General features: G+C 63.3%; 22 protein-coding genes and 1 pseudogene. 7 read left to right on the forward strand and 16 right to left on the reverse strand.

All coding sequences use genetic code 11. From position 1 onward, the window contains the following. The 5 genes and pseudogenes from GSQ79_RS29375 to GSQ79_RS07895 all read right to left on the reverse strand — a co-directional run. Nucleotides 1-272 (reverse strand): annotated as a pseudogene (locus GSQ79_RS29375) (branched-chain amino acid ABC transporter permease); the annotation flags it as partial. 72 nt (nt 273-344) lie between these two features. Next, nucleotides 345-1,568: an urea ABC transporter substrate-binding protein gene (locus tag GSQ79_RS07880; protein ID WP_158808171.1), complete on the reverse strand. Its 1,224-nt coding sequence runs from the start codon at nt 1,566-1,568 to the stop codon at nt 345-347. Beyond that, nucleotides 1,474-2,220 (reverse strand): ANTAR domain-containing response regulator, encoded by a 747-nt coding sequence (locus GSQ79_RS07885; protein ID WP_246725172.1) that lies wholly within the window; start codon nt 2,218-2,220, stop codon nt 1,474-1,476. Before GSQ79_RS07885 ends, GSQ79_RS07880 begins: the two co-directional genes overlap by 95 nt. Beyond that, on the reverse strand, nt 2,217-3,371 hold the full coding sequence (locus GSQ79_RS07890) for a transporter substrate-binding domain-containing protein (RefSeq protein WP_158808172.1): 1,155 nt from the start codon (nt 3,369-3,371) through the stop codon (nt 2,217-2,219). Before GSQ79_RS07890 ends, GSQ79_RS07885 begins: the two co-directional genes overlap by 4 nt. A 467-nt stretch (nt 3,372-3,838) precedes the next feature. Continuing rightward, entirely contained in the window at nt 3,839-4,834 is a 996-nt protein-coding gene (locus tag GSQ79_RS07895) for an SDR family NAD(P)-dependent oxidoreductase (RefSeq protein ID WP_158808173.1), read from the reverse strand. 90 nt (nt 4,835-4,924) lie between these two features. Here GSQ79_RS07895 and GSQ79_RS07900 point away from each other — a divergent pair, with 90 nt between their 5' ends. Next, nucleotides 4,925-5,503, forward strand: coding sequence for a TetR/AcrR family transcriptional regulator (locus GSQ79_RS07900; RefSeq protein WP_246725173.1), 579 nt, complete (start codon nt 4,925-4,927; stop codon nt 5,501-5,503). A 20-nt stretch (nt 5,504-5,523) separates the two neighbouring features. On the opposite strand, the gene GSQ79_RS07905 is transcribed toward GSQ79_RS07900, so the two are convergent. The 4 genes from GSQ79_RS07905 to GSQ79_RS07920 all read right to left on the reverse strand — a co-directional run bounded on the left by GSQ79_RS07905 (nt 5,524) and on the right by GSQ79_RS07920 (nt 9,241). Beyond that, complete coding sequence (locus GSQ79_RS07905) at nt 5,524-7,233, reverse strand: TadE/TadG family type IV pilus assembly protein (RefSeq protein ID WP_158808174.1); 1,710 nt, start codon at nt 7,231-7,233, stop codon at nt 5,524-5,526. A gap of 17 nt (nt 7,234-7,250) precedes the next feature. Then, the gene (locus GSQ79_RS07910; RefSeq protein ID WP_158808175.1) at nt 7,251-7,913 is read right to left on the reverse strand and encodes a TadE/TadG family type IV pilus assembly protein; all 663 of its coding nucleotides are present in this window, start codon (nt 7,911-7,913) and stop codon (nt 7,251-7,253) included. Continuing rightward, nucleotides 7,913-8,512: a TadE/TadG family type IV pilus assembly protein gene (locus GSQ79_RS07915; protein WP_158808176.1), complete on the reverse strand. Its 600-nt coding sequence runs from the start codon at nt 8,510-8,512 to the stop codon at nt 7,913-7,915. The genes GSQ79_RS07910 and GSQ79_RS07915 overlap by 1 nt, the downstream gene beginning before the upstream one ends. A gap of 243 nt (nt 8,513-8,755) precedes the next feature. Continuing rightward, entirely contained in the window at nt 8,756-9,241 is a 486-nt protein-coding gene (locus GSQ79_RS07920; protein ID WP_158808177.1) for a hypothetical protein, read from the reverse strand. A gap of 783 nt (nt 9,242-10,024) precedes the next feature. Between GSQ79_RS07920 and GSQ79_RS07925 the strand changes: the two genes are divergently transcribed. Continuing rightward, nucleotides 10,025-10,312, forward strand: a complete 288-nt coding sequence (locus GSQ79_RS07925; RefSeq protein WP_246725174.1) for a curli assembly protein CsgF — start codon at nt 10,025-10,027, stop codon at nt 10,310-10,312. A gap of 69 nt (nt 10,313-10,381) precedes the next feature. Continuing rightward, entirely contained in the window at nt 10,382-11,299 is a 918-nt protein-coding gene (locus GSQ79_RS07930; RefSeq protein WP_158808178.1) for a CsgG/HfaB family protein, read from the forward strand. Between the two features lie 349 nt (nt 11,300-11,648). Here the strand turns inward: GSQ79_RS07930 and GSQ79_RS07935 are convergent, their stop codons facing one another. The 4 genes from GSQ79_RS07935 to GSQ79_RS07950 all read right to left on the reverse strand — a co-directional run bounded on the left by GSQ79_RS07935 (nt 11,649) and on the right by GSQ79_RS07950 (nt 14,749). Next, a complete protein-coding gene (locus tag GSQ79_RS07935; protein ID WP_158808179.1) occupies nt 11,649-12,974 on the reverse strand; it encodes a hypothetical protein in 1,326 nt (441 codons plus the stop codon). A gap of 286 nt (nt 12,975-13,260) precedes the next feature. After that, complete coding sequence (locus tag GSQ79_RS07940; RefSeq protein WP_158808180.1) at nt 13,261-13,713, reverse strand: hypothetical protein; 453 nt, start codon at nt 13,711-13,713, stop codon at nt 13,261-13,263. Next, nucleotides 13,713-14,054 carry a hypothetical protein gene (locus GSQ79_RS07945; RefSeq protein ID WP_158808181.1) on the reverse strand — a complete coding sequence of 114 codons (342 nt, stop codon included), beginning with the start codon at nt 14,052-14,054 and terminating at the stop codon, nt 13,713-13,715. Before GSQ79_RS07945 ends, GSQ79_RS07940 begins: the two co-directional genes overlap by 1 nt. A 362-nt stretch (nt 14,055-14,416) precedes the next feature. Further along, nucleotides 14,417-14,749 carry a curlin repeat-containing protein gene (locus GSQ79_RS07950; protein ID WP_158808182.1) on the reverse strand — a complete coding sequence of 111 codons (333 nt, stop codon included), beginning with the start codon at nt 14,747-14,749 and terminating at the stop codon, nt 14,417-14,419. 300 nt (nt 14,750-15,049) lie between these two features. Here GSQ79_RS07950 and csgH point away from each other — a divergent pair, with 300 nt between their 5' ends. Further along, complete coding sequence (gene csgH, locus GSQ79_RS07955) at nt 15,050-15,454, forward strand: curli-like amyloid fiber formation chaperone CsgH (protein WP_158808183.1); 405 nt, start codon at nt 15,050-15,052, stop codon at nt 15,452-15,454. After that, nucleotides 15,439-15,933 carry a hypothetical protein gene (locus GSQ79_RS07960; RefSeq protein WP_158808184.1) on the forward strand — a complete coding sequence of 165 codons (495 nt, stop codon included), beginning with the start codon at nt 15,439-15,441 and terminating at the stop codon, nt 15,931-15,933. Before csgH ends, GSQ79_RS07960 begins: the two co-directional genes overlap by 16 nt. A gap of 173 nt (nt 15,934-16,106) precedes the next feature. Here GSQ79_RS07960 and GSQ79_RS07965 read toward each other — a convergent pair whose 3' ends face one another. Both GSQ79_RS07965 and GSQ79_RS07970 read right to left on the reverse strand, forming a co-directional pair. Further along, complete coding sequence (locus tag GSQ79_RS07965; RefSeq protein ID WP_246725175.1) at nt 16,107-16,958, reverse strand: lytic transglycosylase domain-containing protein; 852 nt, start codon at nt 16,956-16,958, stop codon at nt 16,107-16,109. A 118-nt stretch (nt 16,959-17,076) separates the two neighbouring features. Further along, nucleotides 17,077-18,717 (reverse strand): APC family permease, encoded by a 1,641-nt coding sequence (locus GSQ79_RS07970; RefSeq protein ID WP_158808185.1) that lies wholly within the window; start codon nt 18,715-18,717, stop codon nt 17,077-17,079. Nucleotides 18,718-18,983: 266 nt separating this feature from the next. Here GSQ79_RS07970 and GSQ79_RS07975 point away from each other — a divergent pair, with 266 nt between their 5' ends. Continuing rightward, on the forward strand, nt 18,984-20,606 hold the full coding sequence (locus GSQ79_RS07975; RefSeq protein ID WP_158808186.1) for an ABC-F family ATP-binding cassette domain-containing protein: 1,623 nt from the start codon (nt 18,984-18,986) through the stop codon (nt 20,604-20,606). A gap of 459 nt (nt 20,607-21,065) precedes the next feature. Next, nucleotides 21,066-23,327, forward strand: coding sequence for a TonB-dependent siderophore receptor (locus GSQ79_RS07980; protein WP_158808187.1), 2,262 nt, complete (start codon nt 21,066-21,068; stop codon nt 23,325-23,327). Nucleotides 23,328-23,400: 73 nt separating this feature from the next. Here GSQ79_RS07980 and GSQ79_RS07985 read toward each other — a convergent pair whose 3' ends face one another. After that, nucleotides 23,401-24,513, reverse strand: coding sequence for a M14-type cytosolic carboxypeptidase (locus tag GSQ79_RS07985; protein ID WP_158808188.1), 1,113 nt, complete (start codon nt 24,511-24,513; stop codon nt 23,401-23,403). Between the last annotated feature and the right edge of the window lie 71 nt (nt 24,514-24,584).

Raw genomic sequence — 24,584 nt, forward strand, 5'->3', positions numbered from 1 at the left:
CGGCCATAAAGGTGCCGGATCACGAGACGTTCAAGCAGAATGCCGAGCGCGCCGGAGAACAGCGCGCCGCAGAGGATCGCCAGCGGCAGCGGCACCCCCATCTTAGCCACCGTGACGGTCATGTAGGCCCCCGCCATGATGAACTCGCCATGGGCCAGATTGATCACGCCCATCATCCCGAAAATGATCGCCAGGCCGCAGGCGCAGAGCACCAGGAAGGCGGCCGCGTCGCCGAACTGATAGAGAAATCCGACGACGGCATCGACGTGCATCAACTCATCCCTGTGTCACATGGTATGCCCTGGCGACGCGGGCTCGTCGCGCCGCCAGGGTCCTCCCGCCGATTATTTCGGTGGCGGATTGCTCGGCGTATACTGCGCATTGGGGTTCTTCATGGTCAGATCGCAGCCCGCGTCGCCAAGCCAATATGGTTTGATGTTCTCCCAAACTTTCGGGAAGGTGATGGAGTGGTCATCGCCGACCTTCGCGAGATAGATGGTGTGCGACATGTGCTGGCTTTTCGGGTCGATGCAGACATGGCCTTCGGGCGCATCGAAGCAGACATCGCCCTTGGCGATGATTGCGCGCAGATCGTCGCGCTTCGTCGAGCCCTTCGCGCGTTCCACCATCTCCTTGTAGAGGTAGACGGCGAGATAGGAGTTCTCAGCTTCCTGGTTGATGTACGGCTCTTTCGGGAACTTCGCGTGCCACTTGGCGACGAACTCCTTGCTTTTGGGATTGTCGACTTCCTCGATCCAATTGGTCGTCACGTACATGTTGGCGAGGCTCGGCGGCTTGAAGCGCTTGTGCTCGTAGGCCTGTCCGACGTTGACGGAACTGCCCATCGGCACGTGCAGGTTCGCGGAGTTCGCCTGCTCGTAGTACGAGGACTGCGCCGTACCGACGAGAAGCGTCATCAGGATGTCGGGCTTGGCCTTCTGGATGTTCTGAATGGTCGAGGCGAATTGCGACACGCCGAGCGGGATGAACTCCTCGCCGACCATCGTGCCGCCGTTCTCTTTCACGATGTTGCGGACCCACTCGGCCGAGATCTGACCAAAATTATAGTCGGCGGCGATCGTGTAAACCTTCTTGCCGAACTTATCCATCATCCACGGGATCAGTGTGGAGAACTGCTGCTCCGGCACCGCGCCCGTCACGATCATGTGGGCGTCGCAGACGCCGCCTTCGTACTGGTTGTTGTAGAAGGCAAAGCCATTCAGCTGATCGACGATCGGCCGGTAGGCCTCGCGCGAGGCGCTGGAAAAGCCGGCGAACACGACGTCGACCTTGTCCTTCTGCAGCACGCGCCGCATGAATTCCTGGTAGCGCGTGTTGTCCGACTGCGTGTCATAGATCACGAGATCGAGCTTGCGGCCGGCGATGCCGCCGGCGGCATTGATCTCGTCGGTCGCGAGCTGGATGCCGTGGACCTTGCCGATGGTGGCGAGCGCAAAGTCGCCCGACTGGTCCTCAAGCACGCCCAGCTTGATCGGGTCCGCGGCCTGGGCCGCGATCGGCATCAGCAGAGCCGCCACTGCGGCGCCCGTCATCATCATGCGTCTCATGCTTGTCTCCTGGGTGTCGCGAGGGTCCATCCTCGGCGTGAAGGGCCGGCCATTCGGCCGGAAACGTCCCGCTGCCATCGGCCACGAGGGCCGCGCAAAATTCTTCGAGGCCGATGCGCTGCCGCATGCTCTCGCGCCGCAGCCGGGCATAGGCTTCGTCGTCGCTCAGGCCGTGATACTGCACCAACGCGATCACCGCCTTGATGACGAAGCGGCGGCCGTGGTGGCGGCGATCGTGATCGGCGAGGCGCTGGTCCATGACGCGCATGCGACCATGATTGTTCACGCCAAGAAACAGCGCCGCATAGATCGCGGCCGCCTGGATCGGCTTGCGCAGGAATGCCGTGACGCCGACGTCGGCCAGCAGTTTGAGCCGGCTCGGGGCCTCCACGCCGACCATGCCGATCGTCGGCGCCGGTGGGAGGGCCGCGCCGGCCCGCATCAGCAGAGCCGGGTCGAAGGCGTGGTCGCCGTCAATGAAAACGATGTCGCGGTTGTGATCGAGCGCCGTGCCGTCGACATGTTCGAGCCGCGTCAGCGATACGCCCAGCTTGGACAAGGTGCGCTCGAGCGTTTCGGCATTGAAGTCGGGGCCAGCCCAAAGCAGGCCGCGGCCGTGCTTAAAATTCTGGATCAGCCGCTGCGGCGTCATGAGGCGACCCGCAAGTTCGGACGGACCACGGAGCCGAGGCGTGATGCCGTCCGGATGAGATAGGGATCGGCCGCCACCGGCGCCGGAGCCTGCATCAGGATCTCGAACTGCCCGTCACGCCGCGAGCGTCCGATGCGGGGCGTCAGGGCAGCATGCATGGTGTCCGCATCGACGCGGACCTCACCCTGTGGCGCGCGGATGACCTGTCGCGCGACGGCACGCTTGACCGCATCGATCTGCACCGTCCCGGCTTCGGCGATGGCGAGGCCTAGCAGATGGACCGCGATGTAGCTGGCTTCGGCATCGGCCGAGACGGCGGGGCCGTCCGGATTGCGAGCTTGGTACGACGCGGTAAAGTGCGCATTCTCGATCGTGTCGATGGAGGCGAAATAGACGCTCGACGTGATGTGGCCGTCCATCGCTTCGGGGCCGATCGCCTGCAGTTCCGGTTCCGACAGGGTGCAGCTCGCGACCGGGATCATCATCGGCTGATCGATACCGCGCGCCTCGCAGGCGGCCCGAAAATCGCGCAGGAAGTGGTAGGACGAGATCCCGATCAAGGTGTTGAAGACGAAGGCGGGAGCGGCTTCGAGGATCGCCTCGATCACTTGACCGAAATCGGTGCTGCCAAGGGGGAAATAGCGCTCCGCCAGCACGGCGCCGCCGCCCGCGCCCATCGCCTCCCGGAGAACGCGGTTGTTCTCCCAGGCCCAGATGTAATTCGACCCGACGCAGACCGCGGTCTTGCCGACCCGGTGGGTCAGATAGTCGACAAGCGGCAGGAGGTGCTGATTGGCCACGGGGCCGGTGTAGACGACATTGGGGGAACTTTCGAACCCCTCATAGTGCGAGGGGTACCACAGCAGCGCGTCGGCCTTCTCGAAGAGCGGGATGATCTCCTTGCGGCTCGACGAGGTATAGCAGCCCACGACATGCTTGATGCCGGCGGCCAGCATCTCCTCGCCGAGGGCAACGTAGCGGGACAGCTGGCCGGCCGGATTGCCGACAACGGGTTCGAACGCGACCGACGCGCCGCTCGCATTGATTTCGTCGATGGCCTGGAGCGCACCACACAGCATGCTGCGGGCGACGGCGCTGTAGGGGCCATCCGACGAGATCAAAATCCCTATGGGAACGCGGAGGTTCGGCATCGGTCAGATCGACTCCAAAGGCATATGTCCACCATTGCTGAGGGCGCCGTTGCCAGAGAAGTCGTCGTCGTTCGGATGCGCGAGAAAAAGGCAGCACTGCCACGCGCTAGAAGCTGATCGTCGAGGTGATCGCCGACCGCCCGGTCGGCATTCCTTACAGACCTATCTGACGTCGCAAAGGCTGTGCCAGCAACACGCCGTTTTGACGCCCAGAGCGGATCTGGCCCAAGCTCGCAGAGGCTGCCTCCCGCACGTAACGCTCTTCCGGTGCCCTATTCGTGATTGCAATGTCGCAAAAACACGTAGAGCGCCGATGGTCTTAGAGAATTAACCGGGTTGAAGCTGAGCGTCGAGTCGTTTGATTCTCGGTCAGAGCCGCCAATCCCCCCAGGTTGGCGGCTCGCCCCGAACGCCGTGTGACCGCCTAGAGCGCGGTCCTGAGGGATGCTTCAGAGCCGCGAGCGACCTCAGAAGCGCTCATCAACCATCGCCTCGCTCTTGGCCCATAGTAGTTTCGCGTGCTCAAGATCGAGGGCGTAGGGACGCACGCCTTCGGAAACCGGGCTGATCTTCGCTTCGGCGACGATGTGCGAGACGTGGCAGTTTTCGCAGTATTTGCCGCCGACCGCGTCCGCATCCGCCACGACACCGGCCCATATGGAGGTTGCGGCGCCCTGCGGGATGGTTTTCCAGATCCGCGGCGTCTTGCCTTCGGCGACGAGGTCGGCGTTGATCGCGTCGACCATCTTCTGGATTTCTTCGCGGCCGATGTGGCGGCCGAGTTCGGTCTGGATCCCGCCGGGATGCACGGCGGTGGCACGGATGCCGCGGTCCTTGTGGCGATGGTCGAAGGCGACCGCGAAGAGGATATTGGCGGTCTTCGAGCGACCATAGGCCATCCACGGGTCGTAGGGCGTCCGGTCGAAATTCGGATCGTCGAGGTCGACGTCGGAGAAGCGATGGCCGGACGAGGCGAGGCTGACCAGACGCCCGCCGTCGCGCAGCAGCGGTGCGATGCGATTGACCAGAACGAAGTGGCCGAGATGGTTGGTGCCAAACTGTGTCTCGAAACCATTGGTCGTGTGCCCGAACGGCGCCGCCATGACGCCGGCATTGGCGATGACGAGATCGAACGGGTCCGCGCGCTTGACGAGGGCATCCGCGCAGGCGCGAACGCTCGCAAGATCGGCGAGGTCGAGCGCGACGATCTCGAACGTGCCGCCGCCTTCTTTCGCGGCTTCGCGGACGGCGGCCGTGGCGCGCTCGGCCTTGGCGAGATCGCGCGCCGCGCCGATGACATGCGCACCGTGTGCGACGAGGGCCCGTGCCGTCTCGACCCCGAGCCCGGCCGAGACGCCCGTGACGAAGGCGCGGACGCCGTCCAGTCGACGTCCGGCCAGCACCTGATCGGTGGTGGTCTCGAAACCGTCGACTGTTTCCCTGTTGATGTCGGATCGCGTCATCTGTTGCTCCTCAAGGGCGCCTGATTTATACGGAGGCTTGCTCCGCTATTGATATACGGAGGGATCCTCCGTTTATCAAGGGACACGTCGTTGCCACAGAAAAAGGCTGTCCCGCGCCGGCCGCGCGCCGACGCCGCCCGCAACCGGGATCGGCTGATCGACACGGCCAAGGCGATGTTCACCGAAGGCGTTGCGGATGTCCGGCTCGAAGAGGTGGCGCGCCGGGCCGGCGTCGGGATCGGCACGCTGTATCGGCATTTTCCGACACGCGATGCGCTGATCGAGGCCGTCTACCGGACCGAGGTCGAGACGCTGGCGCATGCGGCGACGCAGCTCGCGGCCACCCGGCCGACGGTCGAGGCCCTGCGGGACTGGATGCATCTGTTTGTCGACTACATCGAGAAAAAGCAGCTTATCGCACCGGCGCTGAACACGATCGTCGGCGGTGCCGACGCCGTCTACGCCCGTTCGGGCGAGCTTGTGAAGAAAGCCATCAAAGACTTGGTCGAGCGCGCCGTTGCCGACGGTCATATCCAGCCGGACCTCGACCCGATCGACCTGCTCCGCGCCCTGATCGGCGTTGCCAACGTGGCAAGTGGGGCCGGCTGGAAGGCGAGTGCCAAGCGCCTCGTCGACATTCTGGTCGCAGGCTCGCGACCGGGCGCCTGACGCAAGGTCGTCGGCCAAAGCTACTTGGCGATGCGTGGCTTCGTCAGCGTCGCCGCAATGTTCTGGAACACCGTGACCAGTTCGTCGCCGTCCTGCGCGAGGAAGGTGTGAGCCGAGTCCGTGGCGCAGGAGGCGAGCGTCTGCTGTCCGGCAGCGTCGATGCCGTCGGTGGCGAGGAATCCGACCGTGTAGACCTCGACGCCGATCGCCTTGGCGTTGCTACAGGCCTGCACGGTTGCTGTATCGAGGAGGCCGCGGGCGTTCGCCGCCGTCGTCAGCCCCAGCCGATTGTCGCCGAAGAAGCCGAGCGCGTTGTAGATCGAGTCGTTGGGATCATTCTGCAGCGAGGCGAAGGACGCGTCGTTGGCTTCCCCCGCCCAATGGTTCATACCGTCGGTGAGCAGGATGATGACCTTGTGATTGGCCGCCCCCGTCGTCGGGTTGACGTAATTGTAAGCCTTCGGCACCTGCGGTCCGCTTGTCGCCGTGCCGCCTGTGCCAGGGAACGGGCCATTCGGCGAGATCGTGCGCCACGCCCACATGAAGCCAGCCATCAGCAGCGTGTCGCCGCTGGGGTTCATCGCCGCGATCGCCGCGGTCGTGGTCGCCTTCGTCGCGTTGAGTGGCGATACCGCGGTGGTCGTGCAGGCGATGTTCGGGCCGTTGGCGCTGGGGTTCACGCGGGAGGATGAGTTCGTGGACGTTGGCTTTGCCTTGTACTTGCAGAGCTTGGTCTGCCCGTCGCCGGTGCCGCCGGTCTTGTCAGCCTTGTAGGAGGCGTCGTTCACGACGCAGGTACCGCCCTCGTCCTTGAGGTAGGAATTATAGACCGCGCTGTTGGAATCCTGCTCGTCGGGGTAGAGCAGCGGCACGTAAAGCGTATCCGGCCTGGCGCTGGTCGAGGCGTCGTCGCTCACCGTGTAGGGCGAGGGACGCTCCTCGACGCAGCCGCCCCACGCGGTGCTCATATTGGTGAACATCGCGAAGCGAGACGCCGGCAGGGTCACGCCGCTCGGACGGAGGTAGTTGTTCCAGTGGATCGACGAGGCCGCCGTCGTATCCATCCACGAGGCCGTGGCGTTGGCGACGCCGACGTCGACCGACGCGGCGAACGGGACGACGGAATAGCTCGCCGTCAGGTTGGCCGCGCTCGCGCTGGCTGCGGGCGTCAGCGCCGTGATCAGGGCATTGGCGGCGGACTTCGCTGCCGCGATCTTGGTCTGCCCGTTCTGCGCGGAATCGTTCATCGATCCGGAATTGTCGATCGCGAAGGCGATCTCGAACGTGTCGATGTTCATCGCCGAGCAGGCATGGGCGCCGACCGGGATCGTCTTGAAGCCCGCCATCGCCATGAAGGCGGTGGTGATCTGCGACGTGCTGTCGACGCACAACGTCGTCCCGTCCGTCGACAGCGTCGCGTTGCTGGCATGCGCCGCTGGATTGAGGTCGTCGGCCTGGATCACCGCAGTCATCACCGTGGTCGCCGTGGCGACGCTGACACCCTGCCGCACCGCGCGGATGCCGGCGATCGCCGCCGCATCGGTGCCGATCTGAAGCTGCGTTTTCTCGCTGACCGCACGGGCATAGTCGACACCCGCGCCGATGGCGAGCATCAGTGGCAGCGCCGCGATGGCGGTGGTCATCGCGATCGATCCGGACCGGTCGGCGCCGAAGTGCCGCGCCGTGTTCAGCACCGCCGTCGCGCCACGCGCCGGCCTGCCGGCTGCCATCGTGAATTTCCGCTCCATCAGCAGACTTTTCCGGTCTGGCCGGCGACCGCCACGAAGGGCCCGGTCATCTCGACCTGGCCGGCAAGCCTCGGGTAGGTGTAGGTTGTTCGGTGGAGCGTCGCCGGCAGGACCTTGTCGAGGCCCGGGGCGATCGGCGCGTAGCTGAAGGTCACGTCGGTGACGATGATCGCGGTCTCGGGGACCAGCGCCTGCACCGCGGCCGGCGGCGAGGCCAGCGCCGCCGGGACGCTGGTGAGGCTCGGCGCCGCGTCGAGCGTCGTCTGGGTGAATACCGTATTGCACGGTCGCAAGGTGCCACCCTGGGTCACGCTCCAGTTGACGGTCGCCGTGCAGCATGTCCCCTTGACGGTGGTCAGGTCGATCGCGGAGACGGTGACGGTGGTGGCGCTCGCGCCGAACGGCGCCATCGCGACGGTCCCCGCCGCGACCATCGCCGTGATGTTGGCCTGGGGTTGCGGCGTGCCGGTCGGCTGCGCCGCCACCAGTTCCGCGACCGTTCCGGCGGCGACGCCGACCTTCTGGTTCGCCATCACCATGCGCGACACGTCGTAGGAGCCGAACAGCATCAGCAGGAGCAGCGGCAGGACGAGCGCGAACTCGACGGCGGCGATGCCCCGCGCATCGCTGGCGAAGGTTTTCGCAGACGTCGGGCCGCGCATCAGCAGCCCGCCGGTTTGCTGTAGCCGGCACCCGGATAGGGCTCGGCCTGGAAGATCGACGTGCCGATGAGGAGATGCTTCCAGCCCGCATTGTTCGGCACGTCGTTGACCAAGCCCGAGGTGTTGACGCCGCCCGATGACGTCCCGCCGATCCGCAGCAGCGGCAGGAACGAGGGCATGGGATAGGCGACCCGGACCACCGTGATCGCGCCGGGCGCGCCCGGGCAAAATTGGTTGGTCGTCGGTGTCTTATAGAAGTCATTGGTCAGGTCGGCGCCGGAGAAGGCGGTGACGACGCGCACGTCGACGATCAGCTTGCTGCAGTCGATAAAGCTGCCGATGATCGACGCGCCGGTCTTCGGGCAGAGGTACGTCGACTGGAATTTTGCGACCGTGTAGACGCCGGCGGCTTGCGCCGCGCCCGTCATGATCGCGCGCGACGCGTTGCGCACCGCGGCGTCGAGGTTGCTATTGAACAGGAATACGAGCGCGATTTCGATCGCGTAGAGGAGAATCGCAAAAAAAGGCAGCGCGACAAGTCCAAATTCAACCGCCGTTGCTCCCCTCCCGTCCTTGCGGAACCTCGTGGTTACAACCAATGGTATTTTCATCATCCTGCGTCTGGCTTGCTGCGGGGTCAGCCAAGCAGGCATAAGGCGTAAAGTCTTAACTGTTGGCTACTCAACCTTATCGTACTCGACGAATTTGCAGGGCCTACGACTGTTTGCGACGCGAGAGTGTTTTGTAGCCGTCGATACAGGTTCAGAACGTAGACATGATCGCTTTTTGCTTTCCGTAGCGGAATGTAGTCAACGCGGCCGAGCTCCGCTGTCGCGAAGACGCTACCGATCCGAGAGCACGTCGGCTGGCTCGGATCCCTGCACGCTATCCGCATTGCCAAACCCGAGTTCGCGGCGAACGCGTCGAGCCTCCAGTCGATAGCCTCGATACAGATCGTGATCCTTGATGCGATCCGCCCAGTCGCCGAACGCGCAGATGAAGCAGTCTTTCGCGGCGAACCAGCCGAAGATTCGAAGGTCGGGTGTCTTGAGCTCCCAGATCGGATTTGGCTCCGCCTTGATATGGCGAAACTGCCGCGCCGGAAGCAACGGGTGGCCGGCGATAAACGCATACAGAAGACTGTCGAGTTGCTCCGCCGGCGTCATCTCGGCATGCAGCGGCGACGGCTCAATCGATCGGATACGCTCGTCCAACCAGCGCACGAAATCCGGCGTGCCGTAGACAAGGCGCATGGGTTGTTCACGCGCCGCCAACGGCACGACGATCGACAGAATCAGGTCGCGTTCGAGCAAGTCGGCAAGCGTCATAGCCGAGCGGCCCTTGCAGCGGTGTCGAACACGTCGCCGAGTAGCTGTGTCACTGGCTTCGATCGAGTCCGGATAAGGAGGGCTTGCAGGGATCGTGCAGACGTTCAGTCTGAGGGGCAGACCATTCGAAGCCAAGCACTATTTTGTGATCGGGCGACTCTGCTGGGTCGCCGTGTAACACGAGGGCGACGATGCATTCTTGGGATCGCATGTGGTGGGGCTCGATGAACCGGCTGGGGCCATCGTCATGGCATCAGAAGGCGTTTTTGCCGGACTGTCGATCTTCAGAGGGGTCTTGATTGTCGTGATGCGACCCTTCTCCTGCTGGATGTTGACCTCGTCAACGACCGCGGCCGTCATGATCTTTGGCCGGATATGCGAGACGGACGGCGCCTGCGCAAAAGCCGGACCGATCCCCGCGACAAGCATCAGGACGATAAGAGTTCTGACCATCAGGACCTCCAGCGGTCGGCGACGGACCCGCATGTTCGACGAAGACACGTTCAAGCGGAATGATCACGCCAAACCGCCTTATAGTGACTTGCGGCTTGCCTGAACCTGTCGGTCGCAAGCATCGCCATAAGGTTTGCGCACAATCCAGATCACATCCGTTGCGTAATCACAACACTGTTGCGGCAAACGAACATTTGCCGGTGGACAATCGGTTACGCTTGTAAGAAAGGCAAGCGACGGAATCGCCAAGACTTCATAGAAAACAGCAAGGGACAGCGTCCCGGTGCGTAATAATTCTGTCACATTCTCAAGTGGCTGTGAGGAGCTTACGTGATCAAGACTATGCAGATCTTCATCTTGTGCGGCGCAATGGTTGCTGGCTCGGTGCCCGCCTCAGCGTCGTCCCTCCTTTACACGCCGGTGAATCCGACGTTTGGCGGCAACCCTCTCAACGGAACGTTCCTGCTTTCGACGGCGCAGGCCCAGGGCAAAGGCGCAAGCTCCGGCGCGAACTCGCCGGACCTGTCCGGGCTTACGGCGGCGCTCGCCGGCATCGGGACCGGCACGACCATCATTGCCAATCCCACGGGGACATCGACCGTTCCGACAAGCCCCTAGTGCCGAGCATCAGTCGTCGCGGACCGCCGCGACGATCAAAGGTCGCGGCTGCTCCAAGACAGGAAATCCATGCGCACGAGAATGATGACCGCCGCGGCGATGACAGCGGTGGCGCTCTGCTTGGGCGCCTGCGCGGGAACAGTCGCCGATCCCCTGAGCCAACCGGCAACGCTCGTCCCTGACACCAAGTCGGGGGTCGTGCTGGAGAGCCTGTTGCCGCCGGCACGGAAGTTGGACGTCGCCGTCTACAATTTCCCGGATCTGACGGGTCAGAACAAATCGAGCGACACCTTCGCCGAATTCTCCCGCGCCACGACGCAAGGCGGGGCCGCGATCCTTATCGACGTCCTGACGAAAGCCGGCGGCGGGCGCTGGTTCAACGTCGTCGAGCGCAACGAACTGCAGTCCCTGCTGCAGGAACGGCAGGTTATTCAGAACACGCGGACGGCCGTCGAAGGCGACAAGGCGCAGAGTCTTCCGGCGCTGCGCTTTGCTGGCATCGTGCTCGAGGGCGGAATCGTCGGCTACGACGCCAATGAAACGACGGGTGGCTTGGGCGCCAACTATCTTGGCGTCGGGGGCAATGCCCAATACCGTCAGGACGTGGTCACCGTTGCGCTCCGCGCCGTCAGCGTGCAGACGGGTCGCGTACTGGCCTCCGTCACCACGACGAAGACGATCTATTCGATTCTCGTTCAGGGCAGCGCATTCAAGTTCGCCGCCGTGGATCAGATTCTGCAAGCCGAGGCTGGGCTGACCAAGAATTCTCCGACGACACTGGCGGTCCGCGAAGGCATTCAGCTCGCGGTCTACGCGTTGATTTTCGATGGGGTGAAGGACGATCTCTGGCAGTTCAAGGACAAGACGGCCGGCGCTGCCTTCATGAAGGAACTCGAGAATCAGCGTCGATCGGCAAACTATCTTTTGACGTCGCCGCCGCAGCAAACGGCCGTCCCGACGGAACCAGTGGTGATTGCCAAAGGCTGATGGTGATGTCTGGCGCTTCGGCCCTTGGATCGAACGCGATGCCATGACTGGCGATTTGATCCGAGCCTTTCAGCAAGGGACGGATGGCGGCCCGATGTGCGAGCCTCGGCTGCCTTCAGAAAGGCTGCGAAGAGTCTTCGATGCCGTATCAGTTCATCATGAAGCGCAGGCTGCTGTGCTCGCCGAAATGATGCTGGCCGGACCGCCCACACGCGCCTGACATTCAAGCTATCGCCGGCGATGGCTTTGCATGACTCGCCACGGTGCGGCGCGAGCCACGGGTTCGAGCGCTCGTAAGAAAAACGACAAAAAAAGTGGCGGCGAGCCTGCGCTCGCCGCCGGTATCGTTTTAGCGCTGCGCGGTGATCGCGACGTTGTGCGACCCCATCTGCGTCGTCATCGCGGTGTTGCTCACACCCGAGCCGAACGACTGGGACGTCAGGGCGTAGTTGCCCGTGCCGACCTGCGTCGTCGACTGCAGGTTGGCGCCGATCATGTTCTGCATGCCGGTCGTCTGCGCGGCGATGGCCGTGTTCTGGCTGCCCATCTGTGAGATCAGCGAGGTGCTGGTGCCGGTGACGAGTGGGTTCGCCACGGACTGGCTGGTGACGGCAAAGTTGCCCGTACCGACCTGCTGGGTCTGCGCAGTGTTGACGACGGCGGCGGAGGCCACGTTCATCTGCCCGACGATGGCGGCGTTCTGCGTGCCGACCTGCGTCGTGGACTGGGTATTGGCCGCGTCAACCTGCGAGACGGCCGCGGTGTTCGCGGTGCCCGTCTGAGCGATGGCCGACGTGTTGAACATGTTGTTCGAGTTGCCGTCGAATGCGTTGCCGCTCTGCGCCGTCGCCGCGAAGTTCTTGCTGCCGTTCTGGATGGTCGAAGCGGCGTTGTTCGCGCCCTGCAGGGATCCGCCGGATGCATCCTGTGCCGTAATGGCCGCGTTGCCGGTCCCGCTCTGCATGACGCTCGACAGGTTGGCCTCTCCAGTCGTGAACGAGAACGTGCCCGCGTTGTCCGCCGTCTTCTGCGAGGTCAGCGACGAGTTGCTGTTACCGAACTGGCCGGTGAACGACGTGTTGGTGCTGCCGGCGACGACATCCTCATCGGCCTGGGCGGTGACGGCGTTGTTCGCCGTGCCGGCCTGAACGGTCTGGGCGATGTTCTTGCCACCGGTCTGGCCGGACAGCGCGTTGTTTGCGCTACCCATCTGCATGGTGGAGGCGGCGTTCGCGGTCGAAGCCGGATCCTGGCTGCTGATCGCCGTTGCGTTCTGGATCGTGGCGGCGACGTTGCCGGTTCCGGTCTGCGTCGTCTGAGCGGCGTTGCTGGCGCCGGTGAAGGTGCTGCTCTGCGCGGTCACGGCGGTGTTCTGGGTCCCGATCTGCTGCGTCGTCTGCGCGCTGTTGCCGCCCGTCTGGCCGACGAGTGCATTGTTCGCGGTGCCGGTCTGGTTGATGCTTGAGGCGTTGGTGTTCGCCCCGGCCAGCGTCTGCGTCGTGATTGCCGAGTTCTTCGTGCCCATCTGGCTGACGGACTGCTGGTTGTTGCCGCCCTTCTGGCTGGTGATTGCCGCGTTGAAGGTACCGACCTGATCAACGAACGATTCGTTGCTGGCCGCAAATGCGGATGATGCGCTCGCGAGAACGAGAGCCAAAGCTGTCATGGATTTCATGAAAAGGCTTCCTTGCGCTTTTCCAATGCGGGGCTAACGGGGATCGCAGCCCTCGCCGGCGTTAAAGCATTGTTAAGAACGAATGCGCAAGAGTTTCGTAAACATTTAGTTAAAACGACTCCGTCGGCCCTATATAGAGCATCGATCGCCGTTCGGCGGAGATACGTTGTTGCATATTCGTCATAAACACACTGTATAGACGACTAAGATATACTATGTCGCCGTTGCGTGGACGGGTGGGGCTGCGTAGCTCATTGCCGCCTTCGTCGGACGCATCGTCGGCTTTTCAGACGGCCGGGTCCGGCTTCACCTCGATGCGGAGGGATCCCAGCCGCAACTCCCTACGGTCACCGTCGACGATCGCCCTCACGCGGAGAAGGCCCGGGCCATCGATGCGCAAAGGCGAAAAGATGAGACTCGTGCCGGCAACGATGTAACGGGGTGCGTCGTATTCGGCGCTCATATGCGCCACGAGCTCCATCTGTTCGTCGACTTGAGGCGGCTGAATGGGCTCCTCGACGAGCACCGTATCGCCCGGGGCATAGCACCTGACGACCAAAGATTTATAGAGCAGGGCCGCCTGGGAGAAGATCTGGACATGCACGCAGAAGCGCGGGAGCATGTAGGGAAATGTTGCCGGAACGAACATGGTGCCGTTGTAGCAGCCGAGAAAGCTGAGTTTGCCCCCCGCCTCATTGCGGATGTCGTCACAGAAGATCGAATGCCCGAAGCGCTCCATCAGATGGCCGCGTCGCGGTCTTTGTTCCGCTCGCCGGCATCGCGACTGAAGAAACCACGGTCGGAATGATTGGCTGCAGGCATGTTGACGATGGTCGGCTGCTTCCAGCCTATCGTGGACGTCTCGGCGTTGACGTTCTGGCGATCCTCTACAGCCGGCCTCGACAGGTGAAAGCTGATTTCCCGATCCAGCGCCCACGACAGTTCGGCGACGGAGCGAAGCGTCAACGATTCTTCGCCAGAAAGCTGCTTGCTGATTTTGGAGCGATGCAGATCGAGCCGCTGTCCAAGCACGTGGCGCGTGACCTTGGCCGAGCCGCGTTCCTCTGCAAGAGCTTTCAAGAGCTCCGATCGTACACGCGAAATGAACCGGCCGGCCCGCAAGGATTTAGGGCCGACGTCGGCGCAATACGTGGTCATGACCCCTACCTCTACGCATACGGCAATGACCGAACCGCACCCGCCCGGTGCTTGCGTCGGACTCTTGCGTCAACAAAGCCGGGCGACTGTTCAGGCCGGCTTTCGAATGCTCAAATCCATCTGCTACTAATATGACAGCGACACAACGACGCGCTGTGAGGCGCCATCATAAATAGGTTTGCACGACACGAAGTTGTGAATGGGTGTTCCGAACTCTCGCGCCAATTGAGCGACGCTAGCACGCCTCTCAAAACGCGCTCAGACCAACATGTGGCGGGCGGCGCTCAGCGCCCGCGATTGGCCTGTGTGATGACGGCCAGGTTTCCGCCGCCCTGCTGGCGGACGGCCGCCAGATTGTTGCCGCCGGTCTGCGCGAGGCTTCCGAAATTATTCAACCCGATCTGCTGCAACTCGGCTTTGTTCGTCGTCGTGCGAGAGCCGTCACTAGCGAGCTCGAGCAGAGAGGCCATTGAGATCGGGGCGGCGAGCATGGCGGCCGCATCAGATCTTGCGGCCGAGCCCATCGCGAACTTCGGTTGCGGCAGAAATGCTTCGTCGGCGCGAGCGGGGTTTGCGCCGATCGTCACGATCAGACCAATCAGGAGCCGCGTCTTCATCGTCAGCCTCGCTCTCGATCCTGCGAGAGAGGTTTAGCAGCGGCGTATTAACACTCCGTCAGCGCGCTCGGATAAACGGAAGCGCCTGAAGTGCAGAACGCGCTTTCGCGACACGCGCGAGAGCCAACATGGTTCGACGCGCCGACGTTAATGCAATCGTGATGTATTTTGTCACGGTCCTGTTATCTCCGCCGAGGAGACTTGGCGCCTAATCCTGATGAGTGGCTGACGATGCCGAGGGCTGCCCAACGCGAGAGCGCCACAGCCGTTCTATCGGCCCGTGGCGCCGCGGAGACGATCGTGCCGGACACCAAACCTTTTTTGCGGCGGGCGTTTTTTTGGTGGCGGCCCTTCGTGGTTGGATGCCGGCTTGCGGCGATGCTCGCCGGTGTCGCGTCGCCGACGCAGGCCTTTGCGGATGCCGAGCCCGAGTGCCAGATCCACGCGTCGCTCGGCGAGAATGGGCTGAGCCTGGAGGCGATCGTCGTCTCCAAGGCGCCGCTTTCGGGCGACTATAAATTGATGACGAGCAAAGAGAGCGGCTCCGGGTCGAGCCAGAACATACAGAGCGGTGTGTTCCAGCTTGCAGCCGGCGGACGCAAGACTCTCGCGACGATCGTGCTTGATACGTCGGCGGTAGACCATTATCAGGCAACACTTCTCTTGAACTGGGACGGCGGGCGCAAGACATGCAAATCCCCCTGAGCATTGTGTCCTCGTACCGTCGGCCGGATGCCATCCTGACAGCGGCCCTCGGGCTGTCGCTGATGGCCGGCAGCGCCTCGGCCGAGACCGCCTACATCGACCAGACGAGCAATGGCGCGTCGCGGACCGCCGGAGGCTTCACGCCCGTGAGCGGCAGTGGGCCAGTAACCTACGTTCCGACGCCGGAACTGGTAGCGCCTCTGTCACGCAATTCGAATTTCGCGGAATCCGTCGCCGTCGGCAATGCCAATACGATCGCGCAGGTCCAGGCCGGCCGGGGTGATCTGTCCGCGGTCACGGTGCTGGGCGGAAGCCATGACCATGTCGGTGTCATCCAGGGCGGCGACGACGAGCGATCGAACGTCGTGCTGCTCGGCATTCAAGGCTTGAACCTTACCGTGCTGCAGCCGACGAACGCGCCGCCGGTCAACATGCTGATCGCACGTCTTCCCAATGGCGGTTTCCTGATCAAGAAATAAGGCCGGGTTTTGGGACCGCCGCCCAGAGGGTGCCGGGCAATCGTTCATCTCCAAATCGCTTGGGAGGACGATGTCTGGCGTAACGCGGTATCGCCGTCTTTACGATCGCCGCTGAGCGGAGGCGTGAATATGAACAAGGTCTCCGACGCGACGGGGATCTGCGTCAGCCGCTTCTAATAGAAACTCTGGACGATGCAGCTGCTGCAAAGACTGCGTTCGCCGGCGAGGCGGGAATGGGAGCTTCGGGCCTCCGCAGTCGCCTTGCCGTCAAGCGCCGTCGTACCAACCTGAAGCTTCGTAGCGGAATGCGCTTCGCCGTCACCAGCGGCCGCGATGGACAGAAGCAGCGCAAGTTCCCAGTTCTTTGGGCTATCGCGACCGTGCACATCGCGCTTGCCGGCACCAGGCGGGACAAGGTCGCCGCTCGTTCCGGCAAGAGGATGGGTGCCCGGGGGCGCCCAGTCTTCGGCGGCGCGTCCGGTGATCGCGTAGACGTAGAGGCGCGTCTCCCGCGGCAGATGCCTGCGGCCTTCGAGCCAGTCCTGGACCCGGCGCGGACCGGCATTGTACGCCGCCGCTGCGAGGCCGAGGTTGCCGAACTGAGCCTTGAGGTCGCTGAGAAGCGCCGCGGATTTTGGCAGCGCCTCCAGCGGATCGAACGGATCCTTGAGACCGCGATCGTGCGCGGTCGTCGGCATGAATTGCGCGATGCCTTGGGCGCCGGCACCGCTTGTGGCGCCGCTGGCGAACCCGCTTTCGCGCCCGATCAACTTGACGAAATAGTCAGCCGGCAAATGATTGGCGAGAGCCGCTTGCTCCGCCAGTCGATGCAGATCGACCCGTGCCGGCACCGCAGCCGCACGCGGCTGGTCATCGGGGACGACCACGCCCGCCAATCCGACGGGATCGGCGATGGCGACCTTGGATCCCGCCATCTGCGGTGGCGCACCCAGGGCCGCAGCCGTTTCGGCAAAAGCATGCGCCGTCAGCAGCATCCACAGTGATAGAGCGAACACAGATTTCACGACGCAGCCGATTGAACCCGAGAATGAAGGCCGTGAGGCTGTATCATGGCGTTTATATCAGTTGTGTGACCGTGGCTGCACATGCGCGCAATCGAGCAGCGCGCGATCGCAGCAGCCGTCACACTTGATTTGACGCGATCTCCAGCACGATCGCGCCGCGCCGGTCGCGGAGTTCGCGCGCCTGGATGACGGCGGCCTCCAGTGTCGGCTTCGGCTCGCTTGTGAGTTCGCGGCCGGCCGCGTTGGTGTAGCGGATTGTCCAGGCACCGTGCGCAGCCCTATCGCCGCGGACGACGAATTCGCCTGCCGAGTCCGGGCCTGGGCGAGCCGGAGGCGACACGCGCTCGTGCCGATAGGCCTCGGGCCTTTGCTTGATCGTACGGAGCAAGCCGCCGAGGGCGAGGCATCCGAGGACGATGACGGGAAAGACGAAGGGGAGCAGCCCCACGAGGGTCGCGTCGTTGGTGGCGAGCAGCCGGAAATACACAGCAACGAAGATCGTCGCGCCGACGAGCCCGATGGCGCCGGCCCAGGTTGCCGCCATTACCCAGGCCGGCTCGCCGCCATGTTTGCGCAGGTAGACGAGGATCGCGATCGCCGCAAAAGCCTGGAGAAAGATGATGCCGAACGAGCCGAAGCCGATGAGCACCGGCACGCCGGCCTTGAACGGATCGAGCCCGCTCAAGGCGAAGGGCGCGACGGCGAGCAGCGTCAACACCGAGACAGTGATGCTGGCGCGCGACGGGGCGCCGGAGCGCGGATGCGCCTCGCCGAACCACGGCAGCAGCAGCCATTCCCGTCCCAGCGCAAAGATGTAGCGCGAGGCGGCGTTGTGGATCGCCAGGTACGAGGCGAGCAGGGAGAAGCAGACGAGCAGGCCCATGATGTCGGTCAGCACCTCGCCGCCGAAGCGGGTGAAGACGTTGAACATCAGCTCGCCGCTCTCGGCGTTGGCGCGGGCGGCGATGTCGTCGGGATCCAGCGCGCCGATGGTGACCCAGGCGGTGAACAGGTAGAACACGGCGATGGCGATCACCGCAGTATAGGTGGCGATCGGGATCGAGCGTTTAGGGTCGCGCGCCTCCTCGCCGTAGAGCGCTGCCGACTCGAAACCGAGGAAGCAGGTAAAGGCGACCATCAGGCTGACGCCGAGGCCCGGCGTGAACACGAGGTTCGGCGCCAAAGCATGGGCCGGTAACGCGCCGGAAAAACCTTTCGCCGCGATGACGCTGCCATCGAAGAGGGCCAGGATCACCACTTCGGCGATCATCAGAGCGCCGAGGATGACCGACGACAGATCGATCGAGCGATAGCCGAGCACGGCGACCAGCGCGATGCCGATGCCGGCATAGACTGGCCAGGGCACGTGGACGCCGGCCTGGCTCAGCACGAGATCGGTGAAATAGCCGAAGAAGGCGGCGAGGCCGAAGGTGAAGGCGAGATAGGCGATGACGGCGGTATAGGCCGAGCCGATGCCGGCGGCCGTGCCCAGGCCCTCGGTGATGTAGGTGTAGAAAGCGCCGGTGTTGACGATGCGCCGACTCATCGCGGCGTAGCCGACGGCGAAGCACAAAAGCGTCACCCCGGCGATGACGAAGGCGCCCGGCGTGCCCGCGCCGTTGCCACGCCCCAGCGCGATCGGCAGGTTGCCGATCATCGAGGCGAGCGGCGCAGCGGCCGCAATGACGAGGAAGACGATGCGGGAAGTGGAGAGCGAGGCGCGCTTTTGCGGAAGCGTGTCGGTCGGGATCGACGTCATTGTTTTGTTTGTCTCTTCGGATAACGGCGATGCAAGCGCAGCGCGATAGTCGCGTATCGGAATTTCTTCGGCTTGCCCAGAAGTCCGGCGAGGACTTTATGCGGACGGCGGCTTGCAGGTGATCCGAAGCGCCAGGCGCAGCATCCATGTCCTTTTTGCATCGCCTCGCTTGTCACGAGCCCGATCCGTCCGGCACAGAGACCTCTCCCACGAGCGCGACCTGTGCCATAAGGGCGGCGCCTAGCCCTTCAAGAGTCCGTGTTTCCATGATCCGTCTCGACAATATTTCCAAGCAGAACGGCCATCAGATCCTCTTCATCGAGGCCTCGATGGGCCTGCAGCGCGGCGAGAAGGCCGGGCTCGTGGGGCCGAACGGGGCCGGCAAGACCACCTTGTTCCGGATGATCACCGGCCAGGAGCCGCCCGACGAAGGGGCTGTCGTGGTCGATGCCGGGGTCACCATCGGCTATTTCAGCCAGGACGTCGGCGAGATGGCCGGTCGCAGCGCCGTGTCCGAGGTGATGGACGGCGCCGGGCCGGTCAGCGCGCTGGCTGCCGAACTGGCCGAGCTCGAAGTCGCCATGGGCAATCTCGGGCCGGACGACGACATGGACGCCATCGTCACCCGCTACGGCGAGGTGCAGGGGCGGTTCGAGGAACTCGACGGCTACGCGATGGAGGGGCGCGCCCGGGAAGTGCTGGCCGGCCTCAGCTTTTCCGAGGAGCGGATGGACGGCGATGTCGGCGGTCTCTCAGGTGGTTGGAAGATGCGCGTGGCATTGGCCCGCATTCTTCTCATGCGGCCCGACATGATGCTGCTTGACGAACCGAGCAACCATCTCGATCTCGAAAGCCTGATCTGGCTCGAAGAGTTTCTGAAAGGCTACGATGGCGCGCTGCTGATGACGTCGCATGACCGCGAGTTCATGAACCGCATCGTCGGCAAGGTGATCGAGATCGATGGCGGCGGCCTCACCACCTATTCCGGCAATTACACCTTCTATGAGCAGCAGCGTGCGCTGGGCGAGAAGCAGCAGCTGGCGCAGTTCGAGCGGCAGCAGGCGATGCTGGCGAAGGAAATCAAGTTCATCGAGCGTTTTAAGGCGCGCGCGTCGCATGCTGCGCAGGTGCAGAGCCGGGTTAAGAAACTCGACAAGATCGAGCGGGTCGAGCCGCCCAAGCGCCGCCAGGCCGTGAGCTTCGAATTCCCGCCCGCGCCGCGCTCCGGTGAGGACGTCGTCAGCTTCAAGAACGTGCACAAGGGCTATGGCACGCAGCGCATCTACGAGGGCCTCGATTTCCAGGTGCGGCGCCAGGAGCGCTGGTGCATCATGGGGGTCAACGGCGCCGGCAAATCGACGCTGCTGAAACTGGTGGCCGGCACGACGGAGCCGGACGACGGCACGGTGGCGCTCGGCGGCAGCGTGAAGATGGGCTATTTCGCGCAGCATTCGATGGAATTGTTGGATGGCGAACGGACGGTGTTCGAGTCTCTCGAGGATTCGTTTCCCCAGGCGGGGCAGGGCGCGTTGCGCTCGCTTGCCGGCTGTTTCGGGTTTTCCGGCGACGACGTGGAAAAGCGATGCCGGGTTCTGTCGGGTGGCGAAAAAGCGCGGCTGGTGATGGCCAAGATGCTGTTCGATCCGCCGAACTTTCTGGTGCTCGACGAGCCGACCAACCATCTCGATATCGCGACCAAGGAAATGCTGATCGCCGCGCTGTCGCAGTATGCCGGCACGATGCTGTTCGTGTCGCACGACCGGCATTTTCTCGCGGCGCTGTCCAACCGCGTGCTGGAGCTGACGCCCGACGGCATCCACCAATATGGTGGGGGCTACACCGAATATGTCGCACGCACCGGACAGGAGGCGCCGGGCCTGCACGTCTGAAGCGATAGCTCGCTCGTTCGGCGTGATATCTGGCGACGACGGGGCATCGTTGCCTGCGTTGCTCGCGGCAGACGGTTTGCTCTCGCCCGATCCGACAACGCCGGAGATGTCCGATCGAAGCTATTTGCAGTCTCGCTATTTGCATATGCTATCATTCGGCGCCGATCGCTGCCGCGGCGCGAGTGGCGCGTGCCGCGATTCGTATTGGTGCGCGGGCAAACGAAGTATTCCCACGTCGAGTGCGCGCCATGGTTGCGATTTTGCGACTCTGATCTGTGCCAAATTCGCATCGCCTGCGATAAAGCGTTGCAATCAATCGTTAATCCCGATCACGCATAGCGCTAATCCTCTGGTGAGGGCCGCTTTCGATAGAGAAACTCTATCGTTGTTTGGTTTGTCAGTTTGATTTCCCCATCGTTGTGACGCCCTTTGGACATAGTTCATCAGGGCAAGAATCACATGTCGAGCGTAAAGCGGTCCAACGGATCGTCACATAAAGCCACGGTCCGCGGGGCCTTGCTGGCTTCGGTTTCCTTCGCTGCTGTCGTTACCGGGTCGGCCGCGCAGGCGCAGGAGGCCAATCCGGCCGCCGCTGCCGCCGCCGTGCAACTCAACGACGTCCAGATCAAAACAACCGGCCCGCAAGGGGCTTATGCCTCGAAGCCGCAGTACAAGCCGGCGGCGGTCGACCTCGGCCCGCTCGGTCAGCAGTCCCTCAAGGACACGCCGCATTCGATCGACGTCATCCCGGAGGACTTGTTGGTCAACCAACAGGTGAAGTCGATCAACGATGCGCTGCGTTACCTGCCGTCCGTGGAAGTGCGCGATCAGCAGGGCCTCGAAGTCTCCCGTCCGCAGTCGCGTGGCTTCCAGGGCAGCATCGTCCAGAACACCCGCCTCGATGGTCTGAACATCATCGGCACCACCGCAATTGCAGCAGAAAATCTCAGTGCGATCGAGGTTCTCAATGGTCCGTCCGGCTCCCTTTATGGTCCGGAAACGCCGGCCGGCGTGTTCAACTACATCACCAAGAAGCCGACCGATGAGCCGATCTTCCGCTACATCGAAAGTTTTGACTCGCACAGCGTGCTGACCGAGCAGATCGACGCCGGCGGCCACGCCGGGCCAGACGGCAAATTTGGCTATCGCGTCAACATCGTGCACGGCCAGGGCGAGAGCTTCGTCCAGGACAGCTATACCAACCGCACGCTGTTCGGCGGCGACTTCGACTATCATTTCGACAACCGCACGGTGGTCGAGCTGAACGTCAGCCATTACGCGACCGATGTGACCGGCTTGCCCGGCGCGATCGTTTATGATGGCGGACCGGGTGGTGCCAAAAACACGACGAGCAGCACGCTTCCCAAGGCTATCGATCCGACGAAGCTTGGCATCGGCCAGCCAGGCGCGGGCGCCAGCCTGATTACCAATACGGGCGAGCTCAAGTTCAAGCACGAGTTCGACAACGGTTGGAAGTTCGAAGTCGGCGGCCTGTACCAGGACGCGGTCCGAAACCTGTTCGGCATCAGCAATACGCTTCTCGACAACAACGGCAATTATCAGGTCACCAAGAACTTTGCGGCCGTGCCGCATTTCACCATCGGCAGCAACGAAGCCGCTTTGAATGGTCACTTCACGCTGTTCGGCATGAAGAACGAATTCACGCTTGGCACCAACGGTTATATAAATCGTCAGTACAACTATAAGAACTTGATCGTCGAGACGTTGAACCCGCTGACTGCCCCCGTAAATCTGGCCAATCCGCAGATTTTGCAGCAACAGCCGACGCCTGCGAATGGTGGACAGTATGAGGCAGGTTATCTCCAGAACCAGTCGATCATCACGGCCGATACCCTGCATTTCAACGACAAGCTCGCGATCCAAAGCGTCCTGAACGTGTCCTTCTTGAGCTCGCGCAGCTTCAGTGTTGCCGGCGTTCGCACCAGCAGCGACGTGGAAAACGGTGCGGTGAGCCCGACGGAAAGCCTGATCTATACCCCGACATCGAAGCTCACGACCTACTTCACCTACGCCAGCAGCATCGAGCAGGGCGACCAGGCCGGCGCAACCGGTTTGACGAACAACAATGCGATCCTGGCGCCATATCACGACACGAACTACGAGGTCGGCGCGAAATACGCGGTTTTCGACGATTTCCTCGTGACCCTCGCCGGGTTCCGCATGACGCGGCCCTACGCCGCCACGATCACTGCGAATGGACTCAGCACCTTCCAGGTCGAAGGCCAGCAGCGCAACTACGGTGTCGAGCTGTTCGGGCAGGGCAACATCACCCATGAGCTCAGCGTGCTGGGCGGCGTCACTTACATCGATGCCAGACTGCAGAACTCGGGCTTGGCCGCAACGAACAACAGCATGATCGTCGGTGTTCCTCACTGGAAGACCGACATCAACATGGACTACCACCCCGACTTCTTCCACGGGGCCGCGCTGACCGGCACGGTGCATTACGAAAGCGATCGCGCCGCGAACAACACCAACCTGTCTTACGCCGATTCCTTCGCAACGCTCGATCTTGGGGCGCGCTACTCGACGACCTACAACTCGCACCACGCGACGTTGCGCTTCCAGGTCATCAACGTCACCAACACGTTCTACTATTCGTCGATCGCGGATGGGAACATCGTGGGCAGCGCCAGCGCCAACACCGCGTACTTCGGCACCCCGCGCACCTTCCAGGCCAGCCTCGAAGTCGACTTCTAGCGTTTCCGGGCCGCCCACGGGGCGGCGTCAAACCTGCGTGTACAGCCCCGGCATTTGCCGGGGCTGTTTGCGTTTAGCTGACCTCGTCGATCATTGCGGCAAGCACTTCGAGGCAGGCGGCGCCGAGCGCCCTGGAGCGGTTCGCCGACCAACCAAACACGGGATCGGGATTGGCCTCGTGGTCCCGAAACGGCATTTCCAGCGTCATCGCCACGGCGCCGTAGCGTTCGGCGACCTGGTTGGTCGAGATCGTGAGATTGGCCTTGCCGGCTGGCGTCGTGCCGTAGCCCCGCGTCGTCTGGAAATCCGGCGTATGCGCGGCCAGCCGCTGGCTGAAGGCGGTGAACAGCGCGCCGCGCGCCGGGCTGAAGCTGGGCACGCCTTCGAACCCCGCAAAGAAGTTGGCGGGTATCACCTCGTCGCCATGGATATCCATGGCGAAGGCGACGCCGGTCGCGTCCATCGCGTCGCGCACGCAAAGCACTTCGGGGCTGCGCTCGAGCGAGGGCGCCGCCCATTCGCGGTTGAGATTGGCGCCGGCCGCGTTGGTGCGTAGATGGCCGCGCCGCGTGCCGTCGGGGTTCATGTTCGGCACGACATGGACCGTGGCCTTCGCCAAAAGCCCGCCGGCGGCCGGGCTGACCAGCCAGTCGAGCGCCCCGTCCATCCACCACTCCGTCATGGATTCGCCAGGGTGCTGGCGGCCGTAGAGCCACACGGGCTTGGGCCCACTGCCGATCGAGAGGCAATCGATCGGTTGCCCGTCGAGGGAAAGGCCGAGCTCGCGGTGGGTCACGGCGGGCCGCGCGGCGATGCGGGCCACCAGATCATCGTGCATCGCCATCGTGTAGGGCGCGAAATAGGCGAACCATGCGAGGTCGCTGTCGCCGCTCCAGTCGAATTCCAGCACGCCCTCGGCATAGCGCGTCGGGATCATCCGCCAGTCACGACGGTCGGTGCTCGCGCGGACCTGATAGCCGGCCCAGCCGGCGGGATAAGACGAGCCGCCTGCGTTGACGATGCGGAGCTGCAACGCCCGGCCGCGCGCCCCGGCGACACGAAACGAGAACCATTGGTAGAACTCGGATAAATGATCGCGGACGATTTCGAGGTCGAGGCGGTCGCCGTCCTGGGCGACCAGACGGATATTGCCACCATCGAAGGCGGCGTTGATCGAGATGTTCATGCGATCTCGATAAAGGGCTTTGCCGCCGGGCGGAACAGCCGGCGGTACGAAACGCATGCTTTCTTGAGGCC

It is taken from the genome of Beijerinckia sp. L45 (assembly GCF_009765775.1).
Taxonomy (GTDB): domain Bacteria; phylum Pseudomonadota; class Alphaproteobacteria; order Rhizobiales; family Beijerinckiaceae; genus RH-AL1.